The sequence below is a fragment of the Bordetella genomosp. 5 genome (assembly GCF_002261315.1).
In the GTDB taxonomy this organism is placed as follows: Bacteria; Pseudomonadota; Gammaproteobacteria; order Burkholderiales; family Burkholderiaceae_B; genus Bordetella.
The window spans coordinates 1-16,809 of sequence record NZ_NEVP01000009.1 but is presented as its reverse complement, the minus strand read 5'-3'; the positions used below and the strand labels follow the sequence as shown (position 1 = coordinate 16,809).

At 65.3% G+C, this 16,809-nt stretch carries 8 protein-coding genes and 1 pseudogene; 4 read left to right on the top strand and 5 right to left on the bottom strand.

Annotated elements, in window-relative coordinates; translation table 11 throughout:
• Positions 1–7: 7 nt before the first annotated feature.
• Together CAL25_RS14575 and CAL25_RS14570 are read left to right on the top strand one after the other, a co-directional pair.
• The gene (locus CAL25_RS14575; RefSeq protein WP_094801262.1) at positions 8–916 is read left to right on the top strand and encodes an IclR family transcriptional regulator; all 909 of its coding nucleotides are present in this window, start codon (positions 8–10) and stop codon (positions 914–916) included.
• Positions 917–1,051: 135 nt separating this feature from the next.
• Positions 1,052–1,984 carry a 2-hydroxyacid dehydrogenase gene (locus CAL25_RS14570; RefSeq protein WP_094801260.1) on the top strand — a complete coding sequence of 311 codons (933 nt, stop codon included), beginning with the start codon at positions 1,052–1,054 and terminating at the stop codon, positions 1,982–1,984.
• A 147-nt stretch (positions 1,985–2,131) separates the two neighbouring features.
• Here CAL25_RS14570 and CAL25_RS14565 read toward each other — a convergent pair whose 3' ends face one another.
• The 5 genes from CAL25_RS14565 to CAL25_RS14545 form a co-directional block, all read right to left on the bottom strand.
• Positions 2,132–2,605, bottom strand: coding sequence for a DUF2269 family protein (locus CAL25_RS14565; RefSeq protein WP_094801258.1), 474 nt, complete (start codon positions 2,603–2,605; stop codon positions 2,132–2,134).
• Positions 2,602–3,858, bottom strand: a complete 1,257-nt coding sequence (locus CAL25_RS14560; protein ID WP_094801256.1) for an SDR family oxidoreductase — start codon at positions 3,856–3,858, stop codon at positions 2,602–2,604. Before CAL25_RS14560 ends, CAL25_RS14565 begins: the two co-directional genes overlap by 4 nt.
• A 234-nt stretch (positions 3,859–4,092) precedes the next feature.
• Positions 4,093–4,617, bottom strand: coding sequence for a GbsR/MarR family transcriptional regulator (locus CAL25_RS14555; protein WP_094801254.1), 525 nt, complete (start codon positions 4,615–4,617; stop codon positions 4,093–4,095).
• A gap of 231 nt (positions 4,618–4,848) precedes the next feature.
• A complete protein-coding gene (locus CAL25_RS14550; RefSeq protein ID WP_249279093.1) occupies positions 4,849–5,640 on the bottom strand; it encodes a response regulator transcription factor in 792 nt (263 codons plus the stop codon).
• A gap of 87 nt (positions 5,641–5,727) precedes the next feature.
• Positions 5,728–6,489, bottom strand: a complete 762-nt coding sequence (locus CAL25_RS14545) for an EAL domain-containing protein (protein ID WP_283162764.1) — start codon at positions 6,487–6,489, stop codon at positions 5,728–5,730.
• A 735-nt stretch (positions 6,490–7,224) separates the two neighbouring features.
• Here CAL25_RS14545 and CAL25_RS24590 point away from each other — a divergent pair.
• Both CAL25_RS24590 and CAL25_RS14525 read left to right on the top strand, forming a co-directional pair.
• Positions 7,225–7,902, top strand: a pseudogene (locus CAL25_RS24590) (ESPR-type extended signal peptide-containing protein); the annotation flags it as partial.
• 21 nt (positions 7,903–7,923) lie between these two features.
• Positions 7,924–16,809 (top strand): beta strand repeat-containing protein (locus tag CAL25_RS14525; RefSeq protein ID WP_249279091.1); only part of this gene is annotated, 8,886 nt, incomplete at its 3' end.

Below are 16,809 nucleotides of genomic sequence, written 5' to 3'. Positions count from 1 at the left end.
CTTCGCCATGCCCGCATCCAAAACGCCCGCAAAGGCCGTGAAAAAGGCGGCCGCCGGTGGGGCCACCACTTCGGCAGCCAGCGACGCGGCCGCCGCCAGGCCCGCCGCTGCGCACGCCGCTGCGCACGCCGCCAACGACGGCCGGCGCAGCATCCAGTCGGTCGAAGTAGGTTTCCCGCTGCTGGCCGCGCTCGTCGACGCCGGGCGGCCCCTGTCGCTGCGCGATCTGGCCGCCGGCGCCGGCATGACCTCCGCCAAGGCCCACCCGTATCTGGTGAGCTTCGTGCGCGTGGGCCTGGTGCAGCAGGACGCCATCACCAGCCACTACGAGCTCGGCCCCTTTGCCCTGCAAATGGGCCTGGTCAGTCTGCAGCGCCTCGACCCGGTGCGCGTGGCCATGCCCGAGGTCGCGCAATTGCAAACGCGGATCGGCCACACGCTCGGCATCGCCGTGCTCGGTTCGCACGGCCCCACCATGATCCACATCACCGAGGCGAGTTACCCGGTGCACGTGAACATGCGCAAGGGCACGGTCATGTCGATGCTGCACACTGCAACCGGCCTGGTGTTCGCGGCCTGGCTGCCGCCCAAGGTGGCCGACCACTACATCGCACGCGAAGAAGGCGATACCGCGGTGATCGCGAGCCACAGCCCCAAGATCACCACGGATCCCACGACGCTGCAGGCCGTGCTGGCCGACATCCGGGTGCATGGCATGGCGCGCGCCGTCGGCAATCCCCTGCCCGGCGTGGACGCGCTGTCGGTCCCCGTGTTCGATAACACCGGCAACCTCGTGCTGGCCCTGACGAGCATCGGCCCGTCCGGGCTGTTCGACGTTTCCTGGAATGGCGAGATCGCCCGCCCGCTGCTTGCCTGCGCGCAGGAGATCTCTCACAAGCTCGGCTGGCGTCCGTGAGCCGCACGGCACGAGACCCGATGCCTGCCGCATCCCGTCTCGGGCCCTGCCGTGCCCGCCCTGCCCGCGCCGCGCGCCCCACACCCTCTCCCGCCGCGCCTCGTCGCGGCGCATTTCGCCTCAGGTAGCACCGCGATGAAAACTCCCCTGCTCGTCCTTTGCCCCGTGAACGCCGACAATCTCGACGTGCTTGCGGAGCGCTATGACCTCGTCTACGCACCCACCGCCGCCGAACGTGGCGATGCGATCGCCGCCCACGGCGCGCGCATCCAGGCCGTGCTGACGATCGGCACGATCGGACTCACGGCGACCGAAATGGCCGCGATGCCCGCGTTGCAGCTGGTGTCGTGCCACGGCGCCGGCTACGAGAATGTCGACGTCGACGCCGCCAAGGCGCGCGGCATCGTGGTCACGAACGGCCGGGGCGCCAACGACGAATGCGTCGCGGACCACGCGATGGGGCTGCTGATCGCCTGCATGCGCGACTTCCGCAAGCTCGACCAGCTGTGCCGCGCGGGCGTATGGCGCACCAAGATTGCGCTGCCGCCCAACGTCTCGGGCAAGCGGCTGGGCATCCTGGGAATGGGCACCATCGGCGAAAAAATCGCAACGCGTGCGCGCGCCTTCCGGATGGACATCGGCTATCACAACCGCAATGCCAAGCCCGGATCGCCGCATGGTTACTTCGAGAATGTCCTGGCACTCGCGGAATGGTGCGACGTGCTGGTCTGCGCCGCGCCCGGCGGTGCGTCCACGCATCACCTGGTCGATGCCGCCGTCCTGAAGGCCTTGGGCCCCGAAGGCTTCCTGGTGAACGTGGGCCGGGGCAGCATCGTCGACACGCAGGCGCTCGCTGAAGCGCTGCGCGCCGGCACCCTGGGCGGCGCCGGCATCGACGTCTACGAGAGTGAACCCGATGCGCCCGCCGAGCTCATCGACCTCGATCGCCTGATCCTGACGCCGCACCTGGCGGGCTGGTCTCCCGAAGCGATCGCGGCGCAGTTCAGCATCTTCCTGGACAACGTCGACGGCCACTTCTCGGGCCGGGGCGCGGTCACCCCGGTCTGAGCCGGTCAGGCCCGCGGGCCTGCCGCGGATGCCGCGTGCGCCGCGTGAGCCGCTGCCGCGGATGCTGCATGCGCCGATGTCGCGGACGCTGCGTGCGCCGATGTCGCGGGTGCGAGGTTGCGATCGAGCAATCGCGCTTCCACCCGCTCAGAACGCCGGCTTGAGCACCATCAGGAAGTACACCACCACCATCGCGACGAACGCGGGGTAGCCCAGGCCCTCCCACCACTTTGCGTAGCGCCAGTACGTGGCCGGCAGCTCGCTCTTGCCCTCGGCGTGCGCCACGCGCGCCATTTTGGCCATTTCGGCCTGCAGCCACACCACCGGCAGCCAACACGCGCCGGCCAGGATGTACAGCCCGATCGAGGTCGCCAGCCACGGCGTGGTCCACGACCAGCCCACCGCATGCGCCAGCCACAGGCCCGACAGCGGCTGAAAAATCACCGCCGGCGTGGTGAACCACAGGTCCGCGCGCACCACCAGCCTCGACACCGCCGCGATGGCCGGCACGGACCGCGTGCGGTTCACGAAAAACAGATAAAACGCCGTGCCGAAGCCCGTGCCCACCATGAGCACCGACGAGATGATGTGCAACGTCTTGACGGTGAGATACATGTTCATGATTCAACCTCCTCGCTGAGCAGCGTGACCAGCAGCGCAATGACGGCTGCGTTCTTGATGAGCGGCGCGAACGGATGCCAGAGAAACGCCGGCAGGGCGATCGCGACGATCAGGGAATAGACGGTGACCAGCCCGAGCTGAAACGCCCAGAGCCGCCGGCCGGGCCGCCATAGCGTGAGCACGCCCAGCAGCAGATCGAGGGCGCTCGCGCCATACAGTGCAACGAGCGCGACGGTGCCATGCAGCCCCAGGGGTGCCAGCAGCGCCAGACTGTCTTGCTGCGGATACCAGACCGCGCTGCAGAACGCCGTCCAGATCCAGATGAAGGCGAGCGCCGCGCGCAGCACGCCAGGCCGCCACGCCGAGAGGGCCGCCGCGCGCAGGCGCAGCGCATCCGCGGGCCCGATGAAATCCGCGATGCCGGCAGGCTGTCGTCCCAGCACACGGGCGGTGGGCTCGGCATCGGCCGTGTTGCCGGCCTGCAGCATGGCCCAGGTATCCCGCGTCAATAGCGAGCGCGGCACACGATCCAGCAGCGCCGCCGCTCCACCGATCAGCCACGCCGGCACCGCGATGCGCCATGCCGGCGCGAAGCCCATGGCGCTGCGATATGTGCCCAGCATGTCGCGATAAGACACTTCGGTGCCGCCCACCAGATCGAGGATGGCGGGCGCCTTCGCACTGTTCTCGACAAGGCGGCACACGACCTCCGCCAGCTCGGCCACATGCACGGGCCGCAACCGCTGCTCGCCCGCCCCGGGCAGAAAATGAACCGGCAGCGATGCGAGCCGCCGGAAAAACCGCGCGGACGCGCCCTGCTCTCCATACACCAGCGCCGGCCGCACGACGTGGTGCGCGATCGGCAGCGCGAGCAGATGTTCGTCGGCGGCACGCTTGCTGCGAAAGTAAGCGGTGCTGCCCTGATCGGCGCCAAGCGCCGACACTTGCACGATGCGGCGTACACCCGCCGCCACGCTCGCGTCGAACAACGCGATCGGCCCGCGCCGATGAATGGCCTCGAACGACTGCGCGCCTCGTTCCAGCAGGATCCCGGCGGCGTTCACGACAACGTCAACGCCCTCGAGCAACGGTTGCCAATGCGCGGGCTCGACGTCGCGCGTGAAGTCGACCTCGACCTCGTCCGGCAGGGTCGCGTGGCGCACGCCGCGCACGACACGATGCCCGTTCCGCGCAAGCGCCGCGCAGATCGCCGTCCCGATAAACCCGCTCGCCCCGCACACCAGAATGTTCACGATCCCGCTCCGCTCAGGTCCATCGCTCGTCTGTCGTTTCAGTTATTTCTGTATAGACAGAAATTGTTGACCCAAAAACAGGCGAATCGAGTTCGCCTGGTCCTTCTCATTGCTCGCTCGAATCGAGTTCGCCTGGTCCTTCTCATTGCTCGCTCGAATCGAGTTCGCCTGGTCGTTCTCATTGCTCGCTGCGTGTCCTGCGTCTGCTTCCTGCCTACGCGCCGGACGCCACGCTCACTTGCCGCGACGCATGGTCTTGCTGATCTTGGCGCCCATGCCCAGCGTTTTCATCAGGGTTTCGGGCTTCATGCGCAGCATTTCGTCCGACCAGGTCGTCAGGATCTCCATGAACTCGAGCGTCTTGCGAATGCGCTCCTCGGTCTCGGGTTCGTCTTTGATCTCGGGGCTTACGAGACTATCGCGCAGCACGGTGAGCGTCGGGTCCACCTCGCGCTGGCGCCGCCCTTCCACGATCAGCTTGAACAGTTCCCAGACGTCGGTGGAGGTCTCGAAATGATCGCGACGATCTTCCATCACGTGCACTACCTTGACCAGCTTCCAGGACTGCAGCTCTTTGATGCTGGTGCTGACATTCGAACGCGCCACACCCAGCGTCTCGGCGATCTCTTCCGCATGCAGGGGCTTGCCCACCAGATATAGCAAGGCATGGATCTGGGCCACGGTGCGATTCACGCCCCAGCGAGAACCCATCTCTCCCCAGTGCAGAATGAATCGTTCGGCGATCGGTGTCAGTGTCATGGAGACACTGTATTTGATTTCTGAAATTTCTGTCAAGACAGAAATTGAACCGTTCGCCTGGCCACACTCGGCGCGTCGGGAGAGCCCGACCGGGCAGTGACATCCGGACAGTGACGCCCGGGGAGTGACGCTCGGGCAGTGACGCCCGGGGAGTGACGCCCGGACAGTGACGTCCGGGTAGTGACATTCGACTAGTGCCGTCCGGGGCGGACGCTTGGCTGGGACTGCCCGTCAGACCATCCCGGCTTCGGAGGCGTAGCGGATCAGGTCGGCGTTGGTGTTCAGATTGAGTTTGCGCATGGCCGAGCGCTTTTGCGTGGCCACGGTGGTGATGGCCCGGCTGAGCTGATGCGAGATATCGGTCAGCGAATAGCCCTGGGCGAACAGCCGCACCACCTCGCTCTCTTTCTGCGACAACACGGGCTCTCGGCCGCGCCGCACCGAGACGCCTCCCGATTCGGGCTCCAGGCGATTCGCCACCTTTGGGCTGAGGACGGGGACCTGCGCCCCGATCATGACCTTTGCGCAAACTTGGGCAAGGACATTGGGGGGTTCATCTTTGCTGACGATGCCATGTACCCCCTCGCGCAGCATGGACCGGAGCATGCCACCATTGTTGATCATGGTGAGCACCACGACCGGAATGTCGGGATAGTTGCGCTGGAGCAGGCCGAGCAATCGGGCGCCATCGAGGCCCACTCGTTCGGTTTCGTCGGACTGCATCGCGAAGTCTGTCACGATCAGGTCGCACGGCGCGGCCGAGATGGCCAGGCGCTCCAGCAGCGCATCACCGGAATTCACGATGGCCACGATGCAGAAGTCGCCTGACGACGATAAAGACTTCGCCACGGCAACCGGCACCAGCGGATGGTCGTCGGCGATGATCACGCGACACGCGGAAGACCACCCCGGTAGCAAGCTTCTTTTTGCGCGCCGCTGCCTCTTTAAACCGAGGCGGTCCCATTCGTTGTCGAAGATTCTGATCCAGCGCCGCTCGTTATAGGACCTTCTATTGACGATCAAGGCTTTCTCCGCGCTCAGGGGCTTATCGGGGTGTGGACTGAAAACATTTGCGAATGGCGCGGATCATCGTCGAGCGGCGATGCGACCCTACGGCAAGGCGTCGGGCATCGTGGGTTTCCCGAGCAAGTAACCTTGCGCCCGCACCTCGGGGAGGCCCTGCAACAACACCCACTGGCGCAGGGTCTCGACCCGCTCTACCACCAGTGAGATGCCGATGCCCCTGCACATCTGGGCGACCGCCCTGATCACCTCCCAGGCACGTGGATCGGTCTGAGCCCCCTCGCCCCACGGCGTATCGAGCGAGAGCTTGAGGCCATCGATGCCGTATCTCAGCAACACGGCAAGGTTCATGTATCCCCCGCCGAAGTCGTCGAGCACGACTTTCACGCCTATCTCGCGCAGTGCCGCGATCGCGCTGGCGGCGTACAGGCTGTCGCCCAGGGGCTCCCGTTCGGTGATCTCGATCACCAGGCGGCGCGCGTCGACGGCATGGGCCTGCAAGCTGCCGCAGACGTCTTGTACGAAGTCGGGATCTTGAAGCTGCTGCGGAGAGATGTTCACGCTGACGGGCACCGACTCGTAGCGGGTGCCCGACCAGAGCGCCAGCTGTCTGCACGCCATGCGCAGAACCTGCCGCCCGAATTCGACGATCAGCCCACTTTGCTCGGCCAGGGCGATGAAGGTGTCGGGCGTGGCGACATCGGCACCGTCACGGCGCCATCTGGCCAGCGCTTCGAGCCCCACCATGGCGCCGGAGGCGACGTCATGAATCGGCTGATAGACCAGGATCAGCTCGCCCAGCCTCATAGCCTGGGCGAAATCGCGGGCCGAATGTCGAGACGCTGAAATAAAGGGCCGGTTGACGACGTGGGCGAACGTGTCCGGCTGACCGCGAAGAATGGCGATGCTCCAAAGCTTTAGTGAACATGCGCAGCCTATTGAGACATCAGCCCGCGGAATATAGAAATTCTTCGGTTTTCAGTGCGCAAACCCACCTGCCTCTTGCAACACGATTCTCCCGCGTCGTCGCTTCTACGAAGTCCGACGATCCGCGATGAGCAAACACTCGAAGGTTAGCGATTCTCCGGTCGGGCTCTCCTACATAAAGTTCCAGCCACGACCCGGTATCCGCAACTCGTCGACAACGCTCACATTTCATTCGTACTGCATGACGCCATTCATCGATCCGCTCGCCTTCCAACTCAGCTCGGCCCTGAGGTCATGGGCCTTTACGTCATCGCGCGGGCACGCGCGTACCTGCGCGAGGCGCACAGGAAGCCAGCGCTCATCGACACCGAATCAGGCGACTGCCTGTACGAGGCCGCCTGCCGTGGCGGCACGGAGGTCACCCACGAGAGCTTCGATCATCACGACCGGCCGTTGTGTCCGCCCGCCCAAGATCCGCGTCGCCCATTCGAAGGCGCCCGAGCGATCACACGCGGGCCGGTAATCCCAAACGTCGCCTGATCGACCACCAGGCCGCGCAATGGCTCATCTCTGTCCATGTAGCGGCCTGACCCATTCTCTCTTTACGTCAGCCATCCCACCTGCCAGTGCGGCCTGACCTCACATATCGCTGAAACCATGAACAAGATCTTCAACATCGTTTGGTCCGAAGCCCGTCAATGCTGGCTGGTGGTGTCCGAACTGGTCCGCAGCGGCGGACGGAGATTGTCTGTCAGTCGAGCCATCCAGGTGGCTTCGGCGGTCGTGGTGGCGAAAGCATTGAGGAGCCGCCCCCGTCCCACTCGCCTGCGGCCGCTCATGCTGAACATGATGATCGCGTTTGCATCGGTATCCGTCATGCAGAATGCCGCGGCGCAGGTGGGATGGGCGGACGAACAGCCGATCGGAGCAGGCTTCTGGGTGGGCGGCAGCACCGGGTTTCTGACCTCGTTTCCCGGGAACAACGCGATCGTGCATCTCACGAGTGGCGAGCTCCTGGATACGGTCGTTCAATTCGGCAACCACCTGAGTCTGGAGGGTGGGAATACCAGAAACACCCAATTGCGTGGGCAAGAAATCGTCAACTCTGGGTCCGTCGCCAGGGGAACGCAGATGTTGCTCACGAACAATGGGTCCGCGCGCGCCGTCCAGGTCGTGAGAGCTGGGGGACTAGCGATCTCGACGCTGGTGACCAACTCTGGCCGACAAGACGTCCACAGCGGCGGCTCGGCGTCCGGCTCTGTCGTCCAGACCGGCTTGCAAATCGTTGTACGGGGAGGCACGGCAACCGACACCAGGGTGAATGCAAGCGGCACACAGAATGTCAGTGGCCTCGCGTTGAGGACGACCATTACGAGCGGAGGTCACCAGGACATCGGCAGCGGCGGCTCCGCCGCGGACACCACCGTCAGCTCGGGCGGCAAGCAAACCGTCAATTCAGGCGGCGTCGCCACCCAAAACGCACTTGCTGGCGGCTCGCAGACGGTCAGTTCGGGTGCCAGCGCCACTACCACATACGTCTACGATAGCGGCACCCAGAACGTCAGTTCGGGCGCCACCGCCGTTTCCACATTCATCGGTGACGGCGGCACACAGAACCTCAGCGGCAACGCCTCCAGCACGTGGATCAACAGCGGTGGCCAGCAGAACGTCGGAAGCGGAGCGTCTGCAACGAGTACGACCGTGAGCTCCGGTGGCACACAGAACGTCAGCGGCAATGCCTCCGGCACGCGGCTCGGCAACGGTGGCCGGCAAAACGTGGGGTCCGGCGGTTCGGCCGTGAGCACGGTTGTCAGCTCCGGAGGTACGCAGACCGTCAGCTCTGGCGGCAACGCCAATTCAACGGTAGTCAGCGGTGGTGGCACGCAGAACGTCAACAGCGGCGGTTCTGCTAACAACGCGCAAGTCAGCGGCACGCAGAACGTCAGCGGCACTGCCTCCGACACGCAGGTTGCCGGCGGGGGGCAGCAGAACGTGGGCGATGGCGGCTCGGCCACGAGCACCGTTGTGAGTTCCGGCGGTACACAGAACGTCAACAACCGCGGTAACGCCACCTCCACGGTCGTCAGCAGCGGCGGTACGCAAAACGTCAACAGCGGCGGTTCGGCCAGCAACGTGCTGGTCAGTGGTACGCAGAACGTGAGCGGCAACGCCTCGGACACGAAAGTTGCCAGCGGGGGGCAGCAAAACGTGGGCGATGGCGGCTCGGCCACGAGCACCGTTGTGAGCTCCGGCGGTACACAGAACGTCAACAACCGCGGTAACGCCACTTCCACGGTCGTCAGCAGTGGCGGTACGCAAAACGTCAACAGCGGCGGTTCGGCCAGCAACGTGCAGGTCAGTGGTACGCAGAACGTGAGCGGCAACGCCTCGGACACGAAGGTCGCCGGCGGTGGGCAGCAAAACGTGGGCGGTGGCGGCTCGGTCACCAGCACCGTCGTCAGCTCCGGCGCTACGCAGAACATCAACTCCGGCGGTAACGCCACTTCCACGGTCGTCAGCAGCGGCGGTACGCAAAACGTCAACAGCGGCGGTTCGGCCAGCCACGTGCAAGTCAGTGGCACTCAGAATGTCAGCGGCAGCGCTTCCGACACGAAGGTCGCCAGCGGTGCCCAGCAAAACGTGGGCGATGGCGGCTCGGCCACCAGCACCGTTGTCAGCTCCGGCGCTACGCAGAACATCAACTCCGGCGGTAACGCCGATTCCACGGTCGTCAGCAGCGGCGGTACGCAAAACGTCAACAGTGGCGGTTCGGCCAGCCACGTGCAACTCAGTGGCGCGCAGAATGTCAGCGGCAGCGCTTCCGACACGAAGGTCGCCAGCGGTGCCCAGCAAAATGTGGGCGATGGCGGCTCGGCCACCAGCACGGTCGTGAGCTCCGGCGGTAAGCAGACCATCAACTCGGGCGGTAACGCCAACTCCACGGTCGTCAGCAGCGGTGGTACGCAAACCATCAACAGCGGGGGCCAGGCTTCCGGCGCCATTATCAGTACCGGCGGCTCGCAGTCCGTCCAGTCTGGCGGCGCGGCGACGTCCACCCAGATCTCGAGCGGCGGACAACAGACCGTGAACTCAGGCGGCAGCTCGATTCATACCGTCATCAGCTCGGGCGGCGATCAGTGGGTGGGCTCGGGCGGGCAAGCCAGCGGCACGGTCGTGCAGGCCGGCGGCCAGGAGCACATCGCCGTTGGCGGCAGCGCCACGGGTACCGTGGTGAGTAGTGGCGGTAATCAATACGTCAGCAGCGGGACTTACGTATCGGGCACCCAGGTATCGAGCGGCGGGCAGCAACATGTCAGCACAGGCGGGGCGGCCCTCGGCACGATCGTCAGCTACGGGGGCACGCAGACCGTCAGTTCCGGCGGCAGCGCCAACTCCGCCGTCGTCAGCAGCGGCGGTACACAGAACGTCCACAGTGGCGGTTTCGCCAACAACGCACAAGTCAGCGGCACGCAGAACGTCAGCGGCAATGCTTCCGGCACCCAGGTCGGCAACAGGGGGCAGCAGAACGTCGGCTCCGGCGGTTCTGCGACAAGCACCGTCGTCAGCTCCGGCGGTACGCAGACCGTGAGCTCGGGCGCTAACGCCCACTCCACCACCGTCAGCAGTGGCGGCACGCAGAACGTCAACAGCGGCGGTTCGGACACCAACGGACTGATCAGTGGCACGCAAAACCTCAGTGGCAACGCCTCCGGCACGCAAGTCGGCAACGGTGGCCAGCAGAACGTCGGGAGCGGTGCGTCTGCCACAAGCACGACCGTGAGCGCCGGTGGCACACAGACGATTCAAAATGGAGGTCGCGCGCTCAGCACCACCGTGAACAGCGGCACGCAGAACATCCAGTCCGGCGGTTCGGCACTGAGCACTACAGTCTCCGGCACCCTCGCCGCGAGCGGCAGGGGCTTTCAGAACATCGCGTCCGGCGGGCAGGCGACGTCGACCTTCCTCGACAGCGGCGGCTTCCAGATCGTCGATTCGGGCGGGTGGGCACTCAACACAACGGTGAACTCGGCGGGCATCATGACCCTCTCGGGCGGCGCCGCGCGAGACACCGTGGTGAACGCCAGCGGCACAATGAGCGTGTCCTCCGGAGGGAGCGCGCATCGCACACAGATCTCGGGCCGCGGAGCCGCACAATGGGTCGAGAGGGACGGTTCGGCCACGAATACCGTCATATCCTCCGGGGGCCGACAGTATCTGCAGGACAGCGGCACCGCCACCTCCACCAACGTCGGCTCTGGCGGCGATCAGCGTGTGTACAGCGGCGGCTCCGCACTATCGACTCGGGTACTGGCGGGCGGTTCGCAGACCATCACCTCAGGCGGAAGGGCGTGGGACACGAACGTCTCCAACAGGGGTCAGCAAACCATCTCCAGCGGTGGTTCGGCCACCCGTACCGTCGTCAGCGACGGCGGCACGCAGACGATCAGCTCGGGCGGCAATGCCAGCGGCACACAGGTCAGCGGCACGCAGGACGTCATGGGCAATGCCGTCGACACACAGGTCGCCAACGAGGGGGAGCAGAACGTGGGCTCGGGCGGTTCTGCTACGAACACCGTCGTCAGCTACGGCGGCACGCAGAACATCAACTCGGGCGGTAACGCCAACTCCACGGTCGTCAGCAACGGCGGTACGCAAAACGTCAACAGCGGCGGTTCGGACACCAACGGGCTGATCAGTGGCACGCAGAACCTCAGTGGCAATGCCTCCAACACGCAGGTCGGTAACCGTGGTCAGCAGAACGTGGGCGAAGGCGGCTCTGCCACCAGCACTTTCGTGAGCTCCGGCGGTAAGCAGACCATCAACTCGGGCGGTAACGCCAACTCCACGGTCGTCAGCAGCGGTGGTACGCAAACCATCAACAGCGGCGGCCAGGCTTCCGGCGCCATCATCAGTACCGGCGGCTCGCAGTCCGTCCAGTCTGGCGGCGCGGCGACGTCCACCCAGATCTCGAGCGGCGGACAACAGACCGTGAACGCGGGCGGCAGCTCGATTCATACCGTCATCAGCTCGGGCGGCGATCAGTGGGTGAGCTCGGGCGGGCAAGCCAGCGGCACGGTCGTGCAGGCCGGCGGCCAGGAACACATCGCCGTTGGCGGCAGCGCCACGGGTACCGTGGTGAGCAGTGGCGGTAATCAATACGTCAGCAGCGGGACTTACGTTTCGGGCACCCAGGTATCGAGCGGCGGGCAGCAACACGTCAGCTCAGGCGGGGCGGCCCTCGGCACGATCGTCAGCTACGGGGGCACGCAGACCGTCAGTTCCGGCGGCAGCGCCAATTCCGCCGTCGTCAGCAGCGGCGGTACACAGAACGTCCACAGTGGCGGTTTCGCCAACAACGCACAAGTCAGCGGCACGCAGAACGTCAGCGGCAACGCTTCGGGCACGAAGGTCGGCAACGGTGGCCAACAGAATGTCGGATCCGGCGGTTCTGCGACTAGCACCGTCGTCAGCTCCGGCGGCACACAGACCGTCAGCTCGGGCGGTAACGCCCACTCCACCACCGTCAGCAGTGGCGGCACCCAGAACGTCAACAGCGGCGGCTCGGCTAACAGCGCACAAGTCACCGGCACGCAGAACCTCATCGGTAATGCTTCGGGCACGCAGGTCGGCAACGGTGGCCAGCAAAACGTGGGGTCCGGCGGCTCGGCGACGAGCACGGTCGTCAGCTCCGGCGGCACGCAGACCGTGAGCTCGGGCGGTAACGCCCACTCCACCACCGTCAGCAGTGGCGGCACGCAGAACGTCAACAGCGGCGGCTCGGCTAACAGCGCACAAGTCAGCGGTACACAAAATCTCAGCGGCAATGCTTCGGGCACGCAGGTCGGCAACGGTGGCCAGCAGAACGTGGGGTCCGGCGGCTCGGCGACGAGCACGGTCGTGAGTTCTGGTGGCACGCAGACCGTCAGCTCGGGCGGTAACGCCAACTCCACCGTGGTCAGCAGCGGTGGCACGCAAACCGTCAACAGCGGCGGCTCGGCCAACAACGCGCAGGTCAGCGGCACGCAGAACGTCAGCGGTAACGCTTCCGGCACGCAGGTCGGCAACGGTGGCCAGCAGAACGTGGGCTCCGGTGGCTCAGTCACGAGCACGGTCGTCAGCTCCGGCGGCACGCAGACCGTGAGCTCGGGCGGCAACGCCAACTCCACCGTGGTCAGCAGCGGTGGCACGCAAAACGTCAACAGCGGCGGCTCGGCCAACAACGGACAAGTCAGCGGCACGCAGAACGTCAGTGGCAATGCCTCCAACACGCAGGTCGGTAACGGGGGTCAGCAGAACGTGGGCTCCGGCGGTTCGGTCACGAGCACGGTCGTGAGCTCTGGTGGCAAGCAGACCGTCAGCTCGGGTGGCAATGCAACTTCCACCGCCGTCAGCAGTGGCGGTACCCAAAACGTCAGCGGCAATGCTTCGGGCACGCAGGTCGGCAACGGTGGCCAGCAGAACGTAGGCTCTGGTGGTTCGGTCACGAGCACGGTCGTGAGCTCCGGTGGCAAGCAGTCCGTCAGCTCGGGCGGTAACGCCAACTCCACTGTTGTCAGCTCAGGCGGTACGCAGACCGTCAGCTCCGGCGGCAATGCAAGCTCCACCGCCATCAGTAGCGGCGGTACCCAAAACGTCAGCGGCAATGCTTCGGGCACGCAGGTCGGCAACGGTGGCCAGCAGAACGTGGGCTCTGGCGGTTCGGTCACGAGCACGGTCGTGAGCTCCGGCGGTTCGCAGACCGTCAGCTCGGGCGGTAACGCCAACTCCACCGTGGTGAGCAGCGGTGGTACGCAAACCGTCAACAGCGGCGGCGCGGCCAACAACGGACAAGTCAGCGGTACACAGAACGTCAGTGGCAATGCCTCCAACACGCAGGTCGGTAATGGCGGTCAACAGAACGTGGGCTCCGGCGGTTCGGTCACGAGCACGGTCGTGAGCTCTGGTGGCAAGCAGACCGTCAGCTCGGGGGGTAATGCAAACTTCACGGTCGTAAGTTCCGGTGGTACGCAAACCGTCAACAGCGGCGGCTCAGCCAACAACGCGCAGGTCAGTGGCACGCAGAGCGTCAGCGGCAATGCCTCCAACACGCAGGTCGGCAACGGTGGCCAGCAAAACGTGGGCTCCGGTGGCTCGGTCACGAACACGGTCGTCAGCTCCGGTGGCTCGCAAACAGTCAGCTCGGGTGGTAACGCCAACTCCACCGTGGTCAGCAGCGGTGGCACGCAAAACGTCAACAGCGGCGGCTCGGCCAACAACGGACAAGTCAGCGGCACGCAGAATGTCAGTGGCAATGCCTCGAATACTCAGGTCGGCAACGGCGGTCAGCAGAACGTGGGCTCCGGCGGTTCGGTCACGAGCACGGTCGTGAGCTCCGGCGGCAAGCAGACCGTCAGTTCGGGCGGCAACGCCGACTCCACGGTAGTCAGCAGCGGCGGCACGCAGAACGTCAACAGCGGCGGCTCGGCCAACAACGCGCAGGTCAGCGGTACGCAGAACGTCAGCGGCAATGCCTCCAACACGCAGGTCGGCAACGGTGGTCAGCAAAACGTGGGCTCCGGCGGTTCGGTCACGAGCACGGTCGTGAGCTCTGGTGGCAAACAGACCGTCAGCTCGGGCGGTAATGCCAACTCCACTGTGGTCAGCAGCGGTGGCACCCAAGACGTCAACAGCGGCGGCTCGGCCAACAACGGACAAGTCAGCGGCACGCAGAACGTCAGTGGCAATGCGTCCGGCACGCAGGTCGGCAACGGTGGCCAGCAAAACGTGGGCTCCGGTGGTTCGGTCACGAGCACGGTCGTCAGTTCCGGCGGCAAACAGACTGTGAGCTCGGGCGGTAACGCCAGCTCCACCGTGGTCAGCTCAGGCGGTACGCAGACCGTCAGCTCCGGTGGCAATGCAACCTCCACCGCCGTCAGTAGTGGCGGCACGCAAAACGTCAGCGGTAATGCTTCAGATACGCAGGTCGGCAACGGCGGCCAGCAGAACGTAGGCTCCGGTGGTTCGGCCGCTAACACGGTCGTCAGCTCCGGCGGTTCGCAGACCGTTAGCTCGGGTGGCAACGCAAACTCCACCGTGGTCAGCAGCGGTGGTACGCAAACTGTCAACAGCGGCGGCTCGGCCAACAACGCGCAGGTCAGTGGAACCCAGAACGTCAGCGGCAATGCCTCCAACACGCAGGTTGGCAACGGTGGCCAGCAGAACGTGGGCTCCGGTGGTTCGGTCACGAGCACGGTCGTCGGTTCCGGCGGCAAACAGACTGTCAGCTCGGGCGGTAACGCCAACTCCACTGTGGTCAGCTCCGGCGGTTCGCAGACCGTCAGCTCGGGCGGTAACGTCAACTCCACCGTTGTCAGCTCAGGCGGTACGCAGACTGTCAGCTCCGGCGGCAATGCAACCTCCACCGCAGTCAGCAGCGGCGGCACGCAGAACGTCAGCGGCAATGCTTCCAGCACTCAGGTCGGCAATGGTGGCCAGCAGAACGTAGGCTCCGGTGGCTCGGCCACCAACACGGTCGTCAGTTCCGGCGGCAAACAGACCGTCAGCTCGGGCGGCAACGCCAACTCCACTGTGGTCAGCTCTGGCGGTACGCAGACCGTCAGCTCCGGTGGCAATGCAACCTCCACCGCCATCAGCAGTGGCGGTACCCAAAACGTCAGCGGCAATGCTTCGGGCACGCAGGTCGGCAACGGTGGCCAGCAGAATGTGGGCTCCGGTGGTTCGGTCACGAGCACGGCCGTCAGTTCCGGCGGCAAACAGACTGTCAGCTCGGGCGGCAACGCCAACTCCACTGTGGTCAGCTCAGGCGGTACGCAGACCGTCAGCTCCGGTGGCAATGCAAGCTCCACCGCCGTCAGTAGCGGCGGTACCCAAAACGTCAGCGGCAATGCTTCGGGCACGCAGGTCGGCAACGGTGGCCAGCAGAACGTGGGCTCTGGTGGTTCGGCCACCAACACGGTCGTCAGCTCCGGCGGTTCGCAAACCGTCAGCTCGGGCGGTAACGCCAACTCCACCGTGGTGAGCAGCGGTGGCACGCAAAACGTCAACAGCGGCGGCTCGGCCAGCAACGTGCAAGTCAGTGGCACCCAGAACGTCAGCGGGACTGTCACCGAGACCAGCGTCGGAAGCGGCGGTGTACAGAACCTCCATTCGGGCGGCGTTGCCAACAGCACAGTGATCAATAGCGGCGGCCAACAAACCGTGAGCAGCGGTGGCCACGCTTCCGGCGTCATCATCAACACCGGCGGTTCGCAGTCCGTTCAGTCTGGCGGATCGACAACGTCCACCCAGATCTCGAGCGGCGGGAAACAGACCGTTGAGGCTGGCGGCAGCGCGATCCATACCGTTATCAGCTCGGGCGGCAATCAATGGGTAAGCTCGGGCGGCTACACCAGCGGCACGGTCGTGCAGGCCGGGGGCCAGGAAAACGTGGCCTCGGGCGGCATCACCACCGGCGCCATCGTCAGCAGTGGCGGCACGCACAACGTCAGTAGTGGCGGCAATGCCTCCGGCACGCAGATCGGCAACGGCGGCCAGCAGAATGTGGGCAATGACGGCACAACCAGCGATACAGTGGTCAGCTCAGGTGGTACGCAGAACGTGAGTTCCGGCGGCTCGACCACGAAGACGGTCGTCAGCTCCGGCGGCACGCAAACCGTCAGCTCGGGTGGCAACACCAACTCCACCGTCGTCAGCAATGGCGGCAAGCAAAACGTCGACGGCGGCGGCTCCGCCACGAACACCGTCGTCAGCTCCGGCGGTACGCAAACCGTCAGCTCGGGTGGTAATACCACCTCCACCGTCGTCAGCAGCGGTGGCAAGCAGGACGTCAGCGGTAACGCCTCCGGTACGCAAGTCTCCAGCGGCGGCCAGCAAAACGTCGGAAGCGGCGGCTCGGTCACAAGCACGGTCGTGAGCTCCGGCGGGTCACAGACCGTCAGCTCCGGCGGCAACGCCAACTCCACCGTGGTCAACAGTGGCGGCACACAGAACGTCAACAGCGGCGGCTCGGCCAACAACGGACAAGTCAGCGGCACGCAGAATGTCAGTGGCAATGCCTCGAATACGCAGGTCGGTAACGGCGGTCAGCAGAACGTGGGCTCCGGCGGCTCGACCAAGAGCACGGTCGTAAGCTCCGGTGGCAAACAAACCGTCAGTTCAGGCGGCAATGCCAACTCCACTGTCGTTAGCTCAGGCGGTACGCAGACCGTCAGCTCCGGTGGCAATGCAACATCCACCGCAGTC

Excerpts from the sequence above, each read along its gene's own strand:
- CAL25_RS14555 (WP_094801254.1), bottom strand. The coding sequence starts at position 4,617 with ATGACACTGACACCGATCGCCGAACGATTCATTCTGCACTGGGGAGAG.
- CAL25_RS14570 (WP_094801260.1), top strand. The coding sequence starts at position 1,052 with ATGAAAACTCCCCTGCTCGTCCTTTGCCCCGTGAACGCCGACAATCTC.
- CAL25_RS14565 (WP_094801258.1), bottom strand. The coding sequence starts at position 2,605 with ATGAACATGTATCTCACCGTCAAGACGTTGCACATCATCTCGTCGGTG.
- CAL25_RS14575 (WP_094801262.1), top strand. The coding sequence starts at position 8 with ATGCCCGCATCCAAAACGCCCGCAAAGGCCGTGAAAAAGGCGGCCGCC.